Origin of the sequence: Aeromonas sp. 6P, assembly GCF_051919525.1 — a bacterium.
In the GTDB taxonomy this organism is placed as follows: Bacteria; Pseudomonadota; Gammaproteobacteria; order Enterobacterales; family Aeromonadaceae; genus Aeromonas; species Aeromonas veronii.
This window is the reverse complement of record NZ_JBQBEO010000002.1, coordinates 4,464,472-4,480,083: the sequence shown is the minus strand read 5'-3', so window position 1 is coordinate 4,480,083 and position 15,612 is coordinate 4,464,472. Positions and strand designations below refer to the sequence as shown.

Sequence of the window (15,612 nt, the reverse complement as noted above, 5' to 3'; positions counted from 1 at the left end):
GGCAGTTTGAGCGCAAAACCGGAAGTGGGCACTCGCCTGCTTCCGGTTTCTGGTCTCTGTGGCTGCTTGCCATTCCTCTCTTCTCTACCGGGTAACCGCGCGATGAATATATTGATGGCACTCTCCCAGCTCGAGGTAACGGGAGCTGAGGTCTATGCCACCACGGTCGGTAACGAACTGACCCGGCGTGGTCACAACGTCTTTTATGTTTCTGATACCCTGACCAAGCCGACGCTTGGTCCCGTCTTCAAGCTGAGATTCAACAAGCGCAGCATTCTGCGCCGCTTCTGGCACGTCTTTTACCTCATCTATCTCATCAAGAAGCACCATATCCAGTTGGTGCATGCTCACTCCCGCGCCTCCGGCTGGAGCAGCTATGTCGCTTGCAAACTGACTGGCACCCCGATGATTACCACGGTTCATGGTCGCCAGCCGGTGCACGCTTCGCGCAAAGCATTCCATGCCCTTGGGCTTAGGGCGGTTGCCGTTTGTGAGGATATTGCCCATCAGATTGTCGACAATCTGGGGGTGGATCCCGCGATCGTGCAGGTGCTGCGCAACGGTATCGAAACCGACAAATTCCAGCTTGTGCCAGCGCCGGACAACCCAAAGCCGGTGATTGCCATCATTGGCCGTTTGAGCGGTCCCAAAGGGGAGCTTTGCTACCGCCTGCTCGACGAAGTACTCGATCTGGATGCCTGCAAGGTACGGATTGTCAGCGGTACCAAGGTGCCGGAGCGCTTTGCCCGTTTCGAAGATCGTACCGAGTTTGTCGGTTATGTCGATGATGTGCCTGCTCTGCTGGCTGGCAGCGATTTGGTGATCGGCGCCGGTCGGGTTGCGATGGAAGCACTGCTCTGTGGTCGGCCCGCCTTTGCCATTGGTGAAGCCAGGGCCATTGGTCTGGTGACCGAACAGAATCTGGATGATGCCCTGGCGAGTAATTTTGGCGATATCGGCCCCAAGGATCTGGCTATCGATTTTGCTGCCCTGAAGGGAGAAATCGAGACCGCCCTGGCCAGCAAGACGGTGCCGGAAGTCATTCGGCAGCGCATTCAGGATGAGTATGGCTTGCAGGGGGTAGTATCTGGCCTCGAAACCATCTATCAGGATGCCGTAGTCGAAACCCTGCGCCGCGAGATGCCCGTCATCATGTACCACCGCTTTATCGAACAGGATAGCGAGAAAGGGGTGCACGGCACCTGGATGCCGATCACCATGTTCGAGAAGCATCTGCGCCTGATGAAGTGGCTCGGCTACGAGACCCTGACTTTCCGCGATTTGGCGGACAAAGGCTTTATCCACCGTCTGCAATACGGCAAGAAGTACCTGATGATCACCGCCGATGACGGCTATCAGGACAACCTGACCCGCATGCTGCCACTGCTGGAAAAATATGGTTACAAAGCTGTGGTGTACGTGGTCACCGGCGAAGGTTATAACCGTTGGGATGTGGATCATCCGACCAATCCGGATACCAAGGTCTCATTGATGAGTGGTGAGCAGGTCAAGGCGCTGGCCGCCAGCGGTCATGTGGAAATTGGTGGTCATACCCTGACCCATCCCCGCTTGAGCAAGCTCACACCCGAACAACAAGCCCATGAAATTCAGGAGAATAAACGCCAACTGGAGGCCCTGCTTGGCCATCCGTTGCTCTCGTTTGCCTACCCTTACGGAGATATGAACGAGAGTGCCAAGGAGCAGGCTATCGCTGCCGGGTATCGTTTTGCCGTTGCTACCAATAGCGGCCCCAAAGCGATGCACCAGGACCCCTACCAGATCCGCCGGATCGCTATCTTCCCCCGTACTGATGTATTCGGGCTGTGGCGCAAGATCCGCGGGAATTATGTTTTTAGAAAATGAAAGAGAAAAAAATGAATTACAAAAAAATAGAAAGATATTTACTTTGTTTGTTTGCTGCTTCCATATTTACTAGTAAGCCAGCTATTTATATTTCATCGGCACTAATGATAGTGTTTTTTATTGGGCGATGTGTTTTTGACAGAGAATATTATAATGTGGTGAAACGCGATGTTGTTTTATGGGGGCCAATCGCGGTGTTCCTATTCGGGGTCTTCGCGAAAATAATATCTCCTGCTTCCTTTGTGGATATAGGTCATTTTTTTTATAAGGGGATGTTTTTATTGGTTTTCCCGGCCTTAGTTATTTCTTTGCGAGAGAATAAAAATAGACGATTAGCATTCTCGATATCGATGTTGGGTTTTCTTCTATCTGTATTATGGTCTTTTGTCCAAGCATTTGTTCTGCTTCCACATACTTGGAGTGGTGAGCGATTTGGTGGGTTCTGGGATATAGGTCGGTGGGCTGAGATCACAACGTTTGTCTTTGCATTTATGTTGCCAAAATTGTCTGATGATATGACGGCATCAAAGAAAATTGTCATTGGATTATTTTTGTTTGTGACTTTCTTGAGTCTTATAATATCTGGCGGTCGTGCTGGTTGGATTGCTGCATCATTTTCCCTTGTGGTGTATATGATCTTTATGAATCGGAAAATGTTGTATGTTTTTACTCCGGTTGCATGTGTGTTGATTTTTTCTCTTTATCTAGCAATGCCCTCACAATTTAATGCTGTAGCGGGAAGGGCTACATCTGTAACTGAGACTACAAGCAAGGATTATTCTAACTTTAGCCGTATTCTCATGTGGGGGAATGGCGTTTCTCTTCTGCATGAAAATTTATCACATTATCCTCGAAAGTTTCTATTTGGTATAGGGTTCAATAAGTTTCAGACAGAATACTCGGCCTATTTGAACAAAATTTCGAATACTGAGGATCTGATAAAATTAACGCAAGGTAATTACTCCTTAAATGACTTGCATAATTCTTATCTTGATTCGGCAAATAAAATGGGTTTTTTGTATACGTTGTTTTTCTATGGCTCATTAATTTTCATTGTGTATCTTTTTTATAAGAAAGAATCTCTCATTAAGGGTTGCATATTAATTGCTCCATTTTTAATTTTGGGTGTTTTCTATACAAATTATCTTGAGTTTCAAACCTACATATTTTTCTTTGTTGTTGCATTAGCCTACTCGGAGGTTGAGCAATATAATGTTGATAACCATAAGGTGAGAGCATGAAAGCTAGTGTTATTATAGCTTTTTACAATAATTTAAAAGCATTGAAAATTATTCTGTCAGCTCTTAACAATCAGTTTGAAGATAACTTTGAGGTTATTATTGCTGATGATGGCTCCAGGGAAGATGTTGTTTCAGAAATAAAGTCTATTCAGACAGGATTTAGTTATCATATAAAGCATGTATGGCATGAAGATAAAGGTTTTAGAAAAAACAAGATACTTAATCAGGCTGTGTTACTTGCATCAAATGAGTACATAATATTTATTGATGGAGATTGCATTCCACAAGTTAACTTCGTTCGTGATCATTTGGAAAATGCAGAGGTTGGTTGTTTTTTAAATGGAAGAAGGGCGGACTTGTCACCATCATTTAGTCAGAAAATAACACTTGTCAGGCCAGAGTCATTTTTTAAAGAGAACGTATTTTTTATGCTTGCAGAATATATTTTTCTTGGGAAAGGGAAAAATATAGAGAAAGGGATGAGAATTACTAATCGATTTTTGAGTAGATGGTTGAATAGGAAAAACAAAGGGGTTGTTGGATGTAATTTTTCTCTTTACAAGAAAGATTTGACTTATATTAATGGATTCGATGAGCGGTATGAGGCTGCGGGGGTCGGAGAAGATACTGATGTTGAATTCAGATTGAAGTTGGCTGGTTTTAGATGCAAAAATATTTTTTATTTGGCTAATCAGGTTCACATGTATCATAAAGAGCTTCCTAGAGATCGAGTTAATGATGAGATATATGCATCTGTTGTTAAATCAGGGGAGTATTTCACCCCGTGGGGAATAGAAAAAAAGGCAGTTGATTAAAATGAAATTTCGGCTATTTAAGACTATTAAAGATCAATTTTTCATAGGGCGAGATTTATTTAGACGGCGTCTGGCAAGAATACTGTTTGATAAAGAGAGAAATTGTAACAAACATAATCTTTCAATATCTAGAGGTAATGGGAAAAAATTTCTGGTTATTCGTTGGGATGCCAAACTAGGGGATTCTATAGTTTGCTCTTGGTTATATAGGGAGATTAAAAAAGAGAATAAAAACAATCAACTTATAGTAATTTGCAATTCTAACATACAGAAATTGTATGAGAATATTTGGGGAGGTGATGTTTTTGTTATAAAAAAACGGCCTTCTTATAGAGAGTTGCGTCTGTTGGCAGAGAAAATAGGTTTTGTCGATTATGCTCTTCATTTTGGTGAGAAGCTAAAAATGAGAGACATTTATTTTCTAAGTAAGCTCTCTACAACATGCATTGCGGGGATGGATGATGACCTTGATTTAATAAATATTAAACTTGGTCAAGTTACATCAGAAATGCATTTTAGTGAGAAGTTTGTTTATTTTTTAAATGGAATTGGATTTTTTAATGTTGATGCGAAATATATCATTCCTGACTTCCCATTAGTTGAAAATAAAATAAGTTCATATCGGTGGCCACAAAAGAGCAATACTATTTGTTTTAATCCTTATGGGAGTGGGTCATCTCGAAGAATGAACTCTGAGTTGATAATTTCTCTGTGCGATTTCATGCTAAGAGAAACGGGTTTTTCTATCGTATTGTTAGGTATGCGTGATCAAGTTAAGGTAATTGAACATATGATAGCTAAAACCATAGATCCTGGACGAGTTTTTTGTTTACCGCCAGAGGACGTGTCAATTGAGTCACTATTCTCTCAGCTACGAATGTCAATTGGGTTGGTATCCGTAGATACTGCTACGATACACATCGCTTCCGGTCTGAATTTACCAACATTGGCAATTTATAATTCTAAAAGTGGTGAGCCAGATCAAAATTTTTTAAACTGGCATCCAAATAATGAGAAGGCTGATGTTGTTTTTACTAAGGATTTGAGTGGTCGTGGTGTAAACTCGCTTTCTGTTGATGATTTTGAAAGTAGATTCAAACAGTGGGTGAAGCGATTTCTATCATAAAAAAAAATAAATTATTTTATTTCGGTGTGATGTTTATTGGTCTCTTGATCAGCATATTATATTCGAATTTACAGAAGCTCACCGGCGATCAGACCCAGATGCTCTACAAAGGTTACCTTGGGGCCTATGAGGGGGTCTGGCTCAGCTATGGCAATGCGGCGAGTGCGGTGGGCAATGTGCCGGGGAGCTTGTCGGCCTGGCTGATCGGCGGGCCGCTGCTGCTGTGGGATTCTCCCTATGCCCCCATGGTGTTGCTGCTGGCGATGCGGTTGGTCGGATTCCTGCTGTTTGATGCGGTGATCCGTCAGGTGTTTGATGACAGGGTGCGCCTGCTGTTTCTGGTGCTCTGCTGGCTTAACCCCTGGTTCCAGTACGAGAGTCTGCTCTACAACCCCTCCTATCTGTTCCTTTTCTCGGCCATGCACTGCTGGTCGGCCTGGCATATGCGCGAGCGGGCCTCCTTCTGGCACATGATCGTTCACCTGCTGGCCATCGGCATGGCGATGCAGCTGCACTACTCCTGGCCGCTGCTGGCGGTAATGTCCTCCTATCTGTTCTGGCGCCGCATTCTCAAGGTGAGCTGGAGCGGGGTGGTGGTGGCGACCCTGCTGATCGGTGCCTCCCTGATCCCTTACGCGATGGAAGTGATGAGCAACAGCCATATCACCCAAAACGTCGATCCCGAGGCGCGCCAGCGCTATATCGGCTGGGGGCTGGTGCATGTCTATCCGGTGCTGAAATCAGTGCTCTACTGGCTGCGCTACGGCTCCTGGCTGTTTGCCAGCAAGCTGGTCAACGACACCCAGTTCATCTGGTTGGCGGGGCACGAATACCTGCAGATGGCGGCAGTCTGGCTTTGGCGGGTGGTGATTTACGGGGTAGGCTTGGCGACTGTGCTGCTGGCGGCAAAGGCCAACTGGCAGCTGTGGCGTGAACTCAAGCCGCGTCTGCTGCGCAGCGACCGTGCTCCAGTGGATGGTGAAAGCTGGCTCGGCCTCTATGCGCTGGCGGCGGTGCTGGCTGTGCTGGTGAGTGCGGCGCTCTCGCCCATCATCTTCAACTACTGGCACCTGATGCTGATCTTCCCCTACGCCCTGTTCCCGATCCTGCTGTTGCTGGTGCGCTGGAGCCGTCGTTATCCGCAGTGGCTTGGCAAGGGGCTGCTGGCAGCCACCCTGTTCTGCACCGCGGTCAACCTGATTGCGGCGTGCGACAGCACCAAGTTCTCCTATCAGGCGGACTACAAAACCCAGGTGCTGGAGTATCTGCAAGAGGTGAAGTTGCAACCCAAGCAGTGAGTCATCCACGGCCAGCTCCCCGATCTCGGGGGGGCTGGCTATCACTATTCGAAACGGTCCATATGGGCGAAGTTTTTGGCTTCGGCAACCCAACCCTCACACCCCTGCTTGTCCCGAACTTTTACCCACCACCGGTTCTGCGGTGACCGGCCGTATCTGATCTCTTTGCGCGCATAGTCATAATCGAGAATGTAGGTTTTGCCCTTGTACCAGAACAGGCTATTGCCTTCGCCCAGTCCGCCGAGGATATAAAGCGTTTCCCCTGCCTTCATATTCAACAGCGGCCCTTTGCCCTCCTTGCTGTAGCCCAGCTTGACCGATCTGAGTATCTCGACGATCCCCGGTTGTTCGGTAATGACGACCCCGGTCAGCCCTTCCACCTGCTGGCCGCGGGGTAGCCGGAACAGCGCTTTGGCCGTCAGGGATGGCTCGGCTCTGACGATCACCTCTTGCTTGGTGGTCCACGTCTGATAGGTGCAACCTTCAAACGGGCAGCGACCCCAGTCGTAATAGGGCAGGCGCGGCTTTTCATCAGAACTTACGGTCGCAGCAAACAACGACAACAACAGCAAAAACAGTCTCATGAATCTACCTGTCCGGCGGGGCGTTCATCCGCCGGTTTAATGAATGGGGCCGCACTATATCTCAAGAGACCAAAATCCATCAAAGTAGCGGGATTATTGATTTTCACCGCAATAAAACGGGGGCCCATTGGTCATGGGAGTAGGGGGCACAAGAGGTCGAAGCGCAGTAGGAGCGGATAGCCCGCCCCTTTGCCTTGTGCCATGCTGATGGCTATCAGGGCATCGGGTCGGCACCTATGGGCATCTCTCGTTCGGGCACGCGTTTGTTATTACTGCTATCGGCACTTCTTCTCCCTCTTATGACCATCAGCCAGGCCGTGGCGATCAACGCGCCCCTGCGGGGATGCGTCTTTCAGCTGGCGCCGCTGGTCACCATTGATCAGCAGGGCAAGGTCTCCGGGCCGGTGATCGACTACTTTCGCCGTCATATCGAACCCGTAATTGGACGCACCATCGAGTGGCAGGGGCTCAATGTGGCGCGGCTGCTCAGCAACCTCGAGAGCGGCGAGTGCGATCTGACCCCGCTGCTGAGTTACAGCCCCGAGCGTGCCCGTCACTTTCGCTATATCGACCCCCACCTGTTGCTGCTGCGGCCGGTGCTGGTGGTACTGGTGCCATCGCGACTTCACTCGGTCGAGCGGCAGGAAGATCTCTACGGCACTACCATCGGCTGGTCGACTCAGGCGATCGTGCCGCCGCTGTTGCAGCATCCGCAGATCCACATCGACACCCTCTCCCAGCTCAGCTGGGAGCATGGCAACATGCAGAAGTTGCTGCGTGGGCGCATCGATGCCGCGCTCTTCTCCAACGATATTTCCGCCAACCATTTTCGTGCCAAGCTCCCTGCGGCGACCCGCCTCATCTACCTGCCGGTCACCCCGCTGCAGGTGCATATAGTGCTGAACAAGTCATTGGGGGATGGCAATCCCGAGCTGGTGCAACAGATGCGTCAGATGGTGGAGCGGGTGCCGCTCGCCTCGCTGGTGGAGCCAACCCCGCGGCTGTGGGGGCGTTGAGAGGGGGGTTGCGTGCAATAATTTACAAGTCCAAGGCCCGCTTCTGGTGTATCTATAACCCATGAATACCACCGATTCCCTCATCCGCTACTGGCAATCCCCGCACCTGCCGGGGGTCGAGCTGTCACACTCCCACCACAGGGCGTTCAGCTATGGCCGCCATGTCCATCTCGACTACCATATCGGGCTGGTGCAGCGGGGGGGCCAGAAGTTTATCCACAAGGGGAACAGCCACCATCTGGTGCGCGGGGTGCTCTCTACCGTCAACCCGGACGAGGTGCACGACGGCCTCAGCCTGCTGCCGGAAGGGTACGAGGTGAGGGTCTTTGCTATCGATCCGCAGCAGCTGGCGCTCTGGCTGCCGGAGCAGCCAGAACCCTTCTTCGACAAGGGATTGCAGAGCCGCCCCGACCTCTATCAGGGCTTTGCCCAGTTGCACGGCTATCTCGACAACCCCAAGGTCGATGGCCTGCTGATCGAGAGCCAGCTGCTCGCCCTGCTGGGGGAGCTGCTGCATCTGGCCCCCGAGGTACACCAGCTTGCCGATCCCCAGTTGCGATTCCTGCGCGACTACCTGATGGCTGCCCTCGACGAGCCCCACTCGCTGGAAGAGCTGGCGGGGCTGCTCGGGCTCGACCGTTTCGCCTTCCTGCGCCAGTTCAAGAAGCGCAGCGGCATGACCCCCTACGCCTGGCTGAAACGGCTGCGGCTGGAGCAGGGCAAGCGGCTGCTGGCGAGCGGGATGGCGGTGAGCGAGGTGGCGCTGGCGGTCGGTTTCTTCGATCAGAGTCACTTCCACCACGGTTTTCGCCAGGCATTCGGTCTGACGCCCGCCGAATTTCGTGCCCAGATGCAATCTTTTACAAGCCGCGCCCCCCGCTGATCCGCCATGCTGGCTCTCCGTCGTTAAAGCGAGAGTTGTTATGCTGACCAGTCTGTTTGTTACCCTCGGCCTGATGCACCTGATTGCACTGGCCAGCCCCGGCCCCGATTTCGCCCTGATCCTGCGCACCAGCCTGCACCGGCCGACCGCCCTTGGCGCGGCGCTGGGCATCTCGCTGGCGATCATGGTGCACGCCACCCTGAGCCTGACCGGGATCAGCATGCTGATCGCCAGTCACCCGCTGCTGTTTATGGTGATCAAGTGCTGCGGCGCCCTCTATCTGGGCTGGTTGGGGTGGGGCGCCCTGATGGCGGCTCGGCAGCAGAGCAGCACCCTGATGGCCAGCGCCGCCAACGAGCTGCGCGGCTGGGGCAGGGGCGTGCGCACTGGCCTTGCCACCAATCTGCTCAACCCCAAGGCGCTGGTGTTCTTTATCGGTCTGTTGGCCGCCATGGTGACGCCAGAGGTGGATGGAATGACCCGCAGCCTGCTGGTGGGCGAGCTCTTCATCATCTCCCTCTGCTGGTTCGGGTTGCTGGCGTGGAGCCTCTCCACCGATCGCGCCCAGCGCCTGCTGCTGCGGGTACAGCGACCACTCAATCTGGTGACCGGCGTGCTGTTTGCGGTGGTCAGCCTCTCCATTCTGGCGAGCATGGGCGCCGAGCTGATGGTCTGACGAGTCGGCGCATGGGCCTATACTCCAACAAGGTTTACCTGTCAGGAGTACCCGGCCATGCGTCTACTGCCTCTTTGCTGGTTGTTGGGGATGACCCCGGCGCTGGCGGCCCCGGTTCAGCTCAGATTGCTGGAGTGGGGCTATCTGCCTGCGGGTTATGAACAACAGTTTGCCGACTACGCCAAAGCCCATGGGGTGGAGGCGACGGTCAGCCGGGTTGAGCCGCTGCTGACCGATTTCGACAGCGTCTACCGCGCCCTGCGCACCCGCAGCGCCGATGTGGTGCTGCCGACCAGCTACTTCTACAAGGCCCATCACCAGCCGCTGTTCAAGCTGTTACTCCCCATCGATTTCAGTCGCCTGCAGCACTACGCCGAGGTGAAACCCGCCCTCAAGAACACCGAGTATGACAAGCAGGGGGAGCGCAACTACTCGGTGCCCTTCTCCTACGCCATGTTCAGCCTCGCCTATGACAGCAAGCAGGTGCCGCAAGTGCCCACCAGTTGGCAGGTGCTCGCCAACAGCTCGCCGCCGGGTCAGTTTGCCGAGTTCTGCGACCAGTTCGAGCCGCTGCTCTTTTCGGTGCTGCTCTCCCTTGGCAAGTCGCCCGCCCTGTTTGCCAGCGGCGAGATGCTGGCCGACAAGACCTTGCAGCAAGAGGTGGAGCTGCAGCTCTCGCAGCGGCTGCGAGCCAGTCGTGGCTTCTGGTTCAATCAGGCCAACCGCTGTGAGGATCTGCGCCAGCAGACCTTTGCTACCACCTGGGGGCTGGAGCTGGTGGAGTGCAACAAGCAGAACGAGCAGCAGTGGCGGATCGCCATGGTGCAGGAGGGGGCCATCTATGCCCTCGATGCGATCTCCATCGCCCGTCATGTTGGCGATGATCCTGCACGGCTCAAGGCCGCCTACCTGCTGGTGGATTTTCTGCTGAGCGCGCCGCTGCAACGCCAGATGCTGGTGGGCACGCCCACCATTTCGGCCAGCAATATTGCCTCCCGGCCACCCCTCAGCCCACAGGAGCAGGCGGTGCTGCCGGATCGCCCGCTGCCTGAGTTTGACGAGCGGCTGCTGGTGCCCGCGTTGCCCGCCCATATCAAGAATCGCTACAAACGGATGGTGCAGCAGGCGATCGTCGCCAGCGGCAAAGAGGGGCTGGTCAAGCAGTGCCCCTGGGACCTCGATAACTGATGAATGAGCCTGCCGCTTCTCCGGCGGCAGGCAAGTGTGCGCAAGATAGCTGATGATCGGTCATCGCCCGTTCCAGGATATTCCCCCGTTCAACTCACGCCGCTCGCTGGCCCACATCGTTTGAAAAAACTGAGCGCTTACCGCAGCCCCATTTAGCCGGATTAAACAACCGAACACTCGCCAGATTGCCGCTCATACCCTGGCTGACCCTGTACAAAAGTGCCTCAATTGTGACAACTTGGATGTGAGCTGAACAATCCTGATCTGTCCCTTGTGGGAAGGTGATGAATAGGTTATTTCTCTGTGACATTGGCGGCATCCGGCACGGGTTCTCCAGCCATGTGGTGCGAAATCCACAGCAAAAACAAACAGTAAAATGCAGGAGCAAATATGAAAAAGGTCGTGATGGTTGCCGTGGCTGCGGCCCTTCTGGGTGGCTGCGCCGTCAAGAATCAGGTATCCCACAGCTTGCAGGCGATCCCGCTGACAGCCTTCCAGCAGAGCGAGAGCAACCCCAATCAGCGCGTCTACAAGGAGCCGGGCGTTGACCTGCGCCAATACAATGAAGTGCTGCTCGATCCGCTGCAGTTTATCCGGCAAGAGAACGGTCAATGGTATCTGCTGACCGCCAATGAACAGAACCAGATTGGCCGCTATTACCACGACAAGTTCCAGAGCGAGCTGATCAAGCAGGGCGTCAAGATCGCCACTGCCCCCGGCCCGAAAGTGATGCGGATCCAGGCCGCCGTCACCAACTTCGACTTGACCCGCCCCGACCCCAAGCTGCGTGACCTGCTGCCAGCCAAGATCGCCATCAACGTCACCCGCGAAGTGATCGGCAAGGAGCCCTATCTGCTCAAGGTGGGCAGCATGGCCCAACTGCTCGACTCCCAGAGTGGCAAGCTGCTGGTGCGGGTGATGGATGCCCGTGAGAGTACGGATACCACCCACAAGGATGAGCCCATCACCGCCGGGGAGATGGAGAAGATGATCGACCAGTGGGCGGCCAGCCGCGCCAAACAGCTGGCGGACAATCTGGGGCGCTGAACGATTGGTGCGTCCAAGCGGGGCGCAGCGGGAGCCTTTTGGGCTGCAATAATGGCAAGATGTTGATAAGGTGGTCATTTTGCAGGCAGGAGAAAATGATATGAAACGCGTGTTGTTACCCATCCTTGTTGCTGGCCTGTTGAGTGCCTGTAGCACCTCGTCACCCACGCCGGAGTGTGCGCCGATGGCGGGTGGCTGGCAGAGTCAGCCGTTGCCCAATGCTGAAGGGGAGGCTGCGTTGGCCAGCGTGCTGGCTCGCATGAACACGGCCGCCAAACTGCAGAGCATCCGCGAGGTGCGCAGCCAGGTGGTCTCCGGGGTCAACTACGACATCGAGTTCCAGCTCGACAACGGAGAGGTGTGGAACACCCGTGTCTATCGGGATCTTGCCGGCAACTACCAGATGACCCGCCCGGCTGCACAGGGCGAGCTTCCTCCCTTGCCTTGCGTCAAGGCCAAGTAATTCCTGCTTGTTGAGCCCCTCGTCAGAGGGGCTCATCTGACCAGAAAATTTCTGCTTTTCTCCCCGCATTCTGACAGTCAGGATGACCCCTCCCGTGACTGCATCCTCATAGAAAAGGAACCGCTATGAATCGCCACCCCTGCATCAAACACTGGAGCGAGCTGCAAGAGCAGACGCCGCGCTACTACTCCGGCAGTCAGGAGCCCCTGTCGCGCGGTTGCGCCCTCGGCAAGCACTTTGGCTTCAGCCGCATCGGCATCCACCACGAGATCGTCGAGCCCGGCCACCGCACCAGCTGGCCCCACGCCGAAAAGACCGAGGACGAGTTCGTCCACGTGCTGGAAGGCACCCCCGATGTCTGGCTCGATGGCGTGCTCTATCGGCTGCAACCGGGCGACTCGGTCGGCTTCAAGGCCGGTGACGGGCTGGCCCACGCCTTTATCAACAACACCGAAGAGACTGTCCGGCTGCTCTGCATTGGCGATACCGATCGGGAGGACAACCGCATCCACTACGCCGTGCACCCCGAGCGCAATATCACCCTCGGCAAGCTGCACTGGGATGACGTGCCCGAGCGTGAGCTGGGGGATCACGATGGCCTGCCCGACAAGCTGCGCGAGAGCAACGGTCCCTTCTAGGGCGCAGCCTTTCTGCGCACCAGCCCTGCACCATCCGGCATAAAAAAGCCTGCCGCGTGGCAGGCTTTTGCTATCTGTTTGCCGCCAGTGGCGTGCAGCGCTTATTGCAGGTTGAGCCCGCCCAGATAGTCGCGCTTGCCGAGATCGACCCCGGCGCGGCGCAGCAGGGCGTAGGCCATGGTGAGGTGGAAGTAGAAGTTGGGAATGCCGTACTCATGGACGCAGGTATGGCCATCCATCCCCTTGCCGCCCGCCCAGTGGGGCACGTAACGGCCGCTGGCATACTGGCTGTAGTCCGCCTCCAGCTTGCCTTGCAGATAGCTGATGGTCTTGCCGATATGGGCGCGCAGATCCGCCATGGTTTTGGGATCATCGCCCATGGCCGGCAGCTCGCTGTGGCTGGCGGTGGCGACCACGGCGCGGGCCGAATCGCAGCAGATCAACACCTGCTTGGACAGCGGCAGCATATCGACGATCAGCCGCTCGCCGAAGAAGTTCTCCACGTTGAACTGCTTCGCCTCGGCGTGGGCCTCGGCCTTGGCCAGGCAGTGATCCAGATTGGTCAGCATCTTGATGAACTGGGCGGTAATGTCGCGATTCATGAGCACTCTCCATCTTGTTGAAACAGCGGCCCGCTTGCGCGGCCACAGTGAATGAGACTGGCTAATCGGCCACCAATATACCCCAACCGCTGCCGGGTTCGAGCCCACCACGACGAAAAGGGCAGGGCAGTGCCATTGCGCGCGACAGCCGCTGGCCATGCTCGCTTTTTCGCCCCATGAGTCTCTCTCTGCCCCTTTTTTGATCTGTGACATAAATCACCTTTTTTCAGAGGCGTAGGCTGAATGCCGTTGTCCTGGACAGACGCCTGCGCATCCGCCAGGACACAAGAAAAGGAGAATGAAATGAAGATCTATGACCGTAACCGCAATGTGCTGAACCTGGGTCAGCGCGTGATGATTGCCGCCACTGGCGCAGTCGATTTTCTGAAAGAGGCCCACACCGATAATATGACCCCCTATCAGGCGGAGCATGAGAAGTGCGTGCTGCTGGCAAACTCCGGTGAGCGCTACGCCCCCATCGAGTTGATTAGACTAGGCTGATCCCTTTCCCTGTCACCCTACTCTTTACAATTCACCCGGCCGTCGCGCCCCATCTGGCGGCCGGGTTTCTGAGTTCCCCCCTTCATCCCACCAAATGCTGGAAAATTGAACCGGGTCACACCCCAACCGATTTGAGCGATTGTCAGCCAGCGCAGGCTCATGCGAACCTTTAAACCCCGTTAACTCACTAAAAAATAACGACTATGTTCAGGCAAATAATGATGAGTGCCGCCCTGCTGTCGGCGGCGCTGCTTTCCGGTTGTGCTTCCGTACCCATGGCCGATGCCACCGCAGACGCCCAGGCCAAGCAGTTTGTGGCGCCCAAGGATGCGGCCAACCTCTATATCTATCGCAACGAGACCTTCGGTGCGGCGGTGAAAATGCCGCTGCTGGTGGATGGTATGGCGGTTGGCGATACCGTGGCCCACACCTATATCCTCAAGCAGGTGACGCCGGGCAGCCACACCATCACCTCCAAGTCGGAGAACGATGCCACCCTGACCCTCAGTACCGAGGCGGGTAAAAACTACTACGTCTGGCAGGAGGTCAAGATGGGCCTGCTGATGGCCCGCTCCAAGCTGAGCCAGGTCAGTGAGGAGGAAGGCAAACAAGGGGTGATGGAGAGCAAGTTGGTCAAGTGACCAAAGGCTTTCACCAAAAACAAGGCGTAGCTCCACCAGTTACGCCTTTGCCCGAAAGTGGGTGTTCCAGATTTCCTGTCCATGTAGGTTCGATTAGCGAAGCGTAATCGGACGATCGCGCAATGGAATATCCGCACCATCATGGCCCGTAAGCAGATCGACGTGAGGTAAGACTATGCTTGGCTTTTCGGTCTCAACGAGGGGAAAAGGATGGCCAATTGGCGGCGGGCATGGTGGCCCGGAGGAACCTGGTTCTTTACCGTCAACCTGCTGGAGCGGCGCAACAACCGGTTGCTGGTGGAGCAGATCGACCTGCTGCGCCAAAGCGTTGCCAAGGTGCAACAGGCTCACCCCTTCGCCATTCATGCATGGGTGGTGTTGCCCGACCATCTCCACTGCATTCTCTCTTTGCCGGAGGGGGACAGCGATTTCCCCCTGCGTTGGCGGCTGATCAAAAGCCACTTTTCCCGCACCTTGCCAGTGAACGAGCGGCGCAGCCAGACCCGGTTACGCCACGGCGAGCGGGGCATCTGGCAGCGCCATTATTGGGAACATCTGATCCGGGATGAGCAGGATTACCGCCACCATATGGATTACGTCCATATCAACCCGCTCAAGCATGGTCATGTCACCCGGGTGGCAGATTGGCCGTATTCCACCTTCCATCGTTACGTGGCGAGTGGCGTCTATCCGCAGGATTGGTGTGGGTCGGTGGATGGGGCGTTGGGGGGATTGGAGTAAACCTATCAAGGGTTAAACGTCCGATTACTCGATCGTCCGATTACGCTTCGCTAATCGAACCTACGGCCCTGCGTCATTTAACTATATGAATATATTGTGTTTTTGTGCTTCTCTGAACGTTGGGGTATCACAAATAGTGATATATTTTCATTGACGGCTAGGTCACGATTGTCCATGATTCCGGTTACACATTTGACTCACAAATTGTAAGTTAAGGGTGTAAAAAAGGGCCCGAAGGCCCTTGGTTAGATCTGGTAATACTGCACTTTGGTTGCTTCTGGTGTGCGAG

General features: G+C 54.1%; 17 protein-coding genes. 15 read left to right on the top strand and 2 right to left on the bottom strand.

All coding sequences use genetic code 11. The annotated features are described in order from the left end of the window. Positions 1 to 102 precede the first annotated feature (102 nt). The 5 genes from ACTG2J_RS20900 to ACTG2J_RS20880 all read left to right on the top strand — a co-directional run bounded on the left by ACTG2J_RS20900 (position 103) and on the right by ACTG2J_RS20880 (position 6,343). Positions 103 to 1,863 carry a polysaccharide deacetylase family protein gene (locus tag ACTG2J_RS20900; protein ID WP_113740205.1) on the top strand — a complete coding sequence of 587 codons (1,761 nt, stop codon included), beginning with the start codon at positions 103 to 105 and terminating at the stop codon, positions 1,861 to 1,863. An 11-nt stretch (positions 1,864 to 1,874) separates the two neighbouring features. After that, positions 1,875 to 3,104, top strand: a complete 1,230-nt coding sequence (locus tag ACTG2J_RS20895) for an O-antigen ligase family protein (protein ID WP_162628438.1) — start codon at positions 1,875 to 1,877, stop codon at positions 3,102 to 3,104. Next, a complete protein-coding gene (locus ACTG2J_RS20890; protein WP_113740203.1) occupies positions 3,101 to 3,919 on the top strand; it encodes a glycosyltransferase in 819 nt (272 codons plus the stop codon). The genes ACTG2J_RS20895 and ACTG2J_RS20890 overlap by 4 nt, the downstream gene beginning before the upstream one ends. A 1-nt stretch (position 3,920) precedes the next feature. Beyond that, entirely contained in the window at positions 3,921 to 5,045 is a 1,125-nt protein-coding gene (locus tag ACTG2J_RS20885; RefSeq protein WP_113740202.1) for a glycosyltransferase family 9 protein, read from the top strand. Positions 5,046 to 5,143: 98 nt separating this feature from the next. Continuing rightward, positions 5,144 to 6,343 (top strand): 3-deoxy-D-manno-octulosonic acid transferase, encoded by a 1,200-nt coding sequence (locus tag ACTG2J_RS20880; protein WP_439997857.1) that lies wholly within the window; start codon positions 5,144 to 5,146, stop codon positions 6,341 to 6,343. Positions 6,344 to 6,387: 44 nt separating this feature from the next. Here ACTG2J_RS20880 and ACTG2J_RS20875 read toward each other — a convergent pair whose 3' ends face one another. Next, complete coding sequence (locus tag ACTG2J_RS20875) at positions 6,388 to 6,927, bottom strand: hypothetical protein (protein WP_439997856.1); 540 nt, start codon at positions 6,925 to 6,927, stop codon at positions 6,388 to 6,390. A 299-nt stretch (positions 6,928 to 7,226) separates the two neighbouring features. On the opposite strand from ACTG2J_RS20875, the gene ACTG2J_RS20870 reads away from it, so the two are divergent. The 7 genes from ACTG2J_RS20870 to ACTG2J_RS20840 all read left to right on the top strand — a co-directional run bounded on the left by ACTG2J_RS20870 (position 7,227) and on the right by ACTG2J_RS20840 (position 12,838). Beyond that, on the top strand, positions 7,227 to 7,943 hold the full coding sequence (locus ACTG2J_RS20870; protein WP_439997855.1) for a substrate-binding periplasmic protein: 717 nt from the start codon (positions 7,227 to 7,229) through the stop codon (positions 7,941 to 7,943). Positions 7,944 to 8,004: 61 nt separating this feature from the next. Beyond that, positions 8,005 to 8,826: a helix-turn-helix transcriptional regulator gene (locus tag ACTG2J_RS20865; RefSeq protein ID WP_042079893.1), complete on the top strand. Its 822-nt coding sequence runs from the start codon at positions 8,005 to 8,007 to the stop codon at positions 8,824 to 8,826. Between the two features lie 40 nt (positions 8,827 to 8,866). After that, positions 8,867 to 9,502, top strand: coding sequence for a LysE family translocator (locus ACTG2J_RS20860; protein ID WP_069556353.1), 636 nt, complete (start codon positions 8,867 to 8,869; stop codon positions 9,500 to 9,502). A 57-nt stretch (positions 9,503 to 9,559) separates the two neighbouring features. Further along, positions 9,560 to 10,690: an ABC transporter substrate-binding protein gene (locus tag ACTG2J_RS20855; protein WP_439997854.1), complete on the top strand. Its 1,131-nt coding sequence runs from the start codon at positions 9,560 to 9,562 to the stop codon at positions 10,688 to 10,690. Positions 10,691 to 11,080: 390 nt separating this feature from the next. Then, complete coding sequence (locus ACTG2J_RS20850; RefSeq protein WP_110304241.1) at positions 11,081 to 11,737, top strand: DUF3313 domain-containing protein; 657 nt, start codon at positions 11,081 to 11,083, stop codon at positions 11,735 to 11,737. Between the two features lie 100 nt (positions 11,738 to 11,837). Further along, positions 11,838 to 12,200, top strand: a complete 363-nt coding sequence (locus ACTG2J_RS20845; protein WP_042054283.1) for a cystatin domain-containing protein — start codon at positions 11,838 to 11,840, stop codon at positions 12,198 to 12,200. Positions 12,201 to 12,325: 125 nt separating this feature from the next. Next, on the top strand, positions 12,326 to 12,838 hold the full coding sequence (locus tag ACTG2J_RS20840; RefSeq protein WP_019445003.1) for a cupin domain-containing protein: 513 nt from the start codon (positions 12,326 to 12,328) through the stop codon (positions 12,836 to 12,838). Between the two features lie 101 nt (positions 12,839 to 12,939). On the opposite strand, the gene ACTG2J_RS20835 is transcribed toward ACTG2J_RS20840, so the two are convergent. Next, positions 12,940 to 13,440 carry a DUF1993 domain-containing protein gene (locus ACTG2J_RS20835; protein ID WP_113740198.1) on the bottom strand — a complete coding sequence of 167 codons (501 nt, stop codon included), beginning with the start codon at positions 13,438 to 13,440 and terminating at the stop codon, positions 12,940 to 12,942. Positions 13,441 to 13,743: 303 nt separating this feature from the next. On the opposite strand from ACTG2J_RS20835, the gene ydfZ reads away from it, so the two are divergent. The 3 genes from ydfZ (at position 13,744) to ACTG2J_RS20820 (ending at position 15,323) form a co-directional block, all read left to right on the top strand. Then, positions 13,744 to 13,941, top strand: coding sequence for a putative selenium delivery protein YdfZ (ydfZ, locus tag ACTG2J_RS20830; protein ID WP_005342516.1), 198 nt, complete (start codon positions 13,744 to 13,746; stop codon positions 13,939 to 13,941). Positions 13,942 to 14,144: 203 nt separating this feature from the next. Continuing rightward, positions 14,145 to 14,582 carry a DUF2846 domain-containing protein gene (locus ACTG2J_RS20825; protein ID WP_017788673.1) on the top strand — a complete coding sequence of 146 codons (438 nt, stop codon included), beginning with the start codon at positions 14,145 to 14,147 and terminating at the stop codon, positions 14,580 to 14,582. Between the two features lie 210 nt (positions 14,583 to 14,792). Then, positions 14,793 to 15,323, top strand: coding sequence for an REP-associated tyrosine transposase (locus ACTG2J_RS20820; RefSeq protein WP_113740197.1), 531 nt, complete (start codon positions 14,793 to 14,795; stop codon positions 15,321 to 15,323). The last annotated feature ends 289 nt before the right edge of the window (positions 15,324 to 15,612 follow it).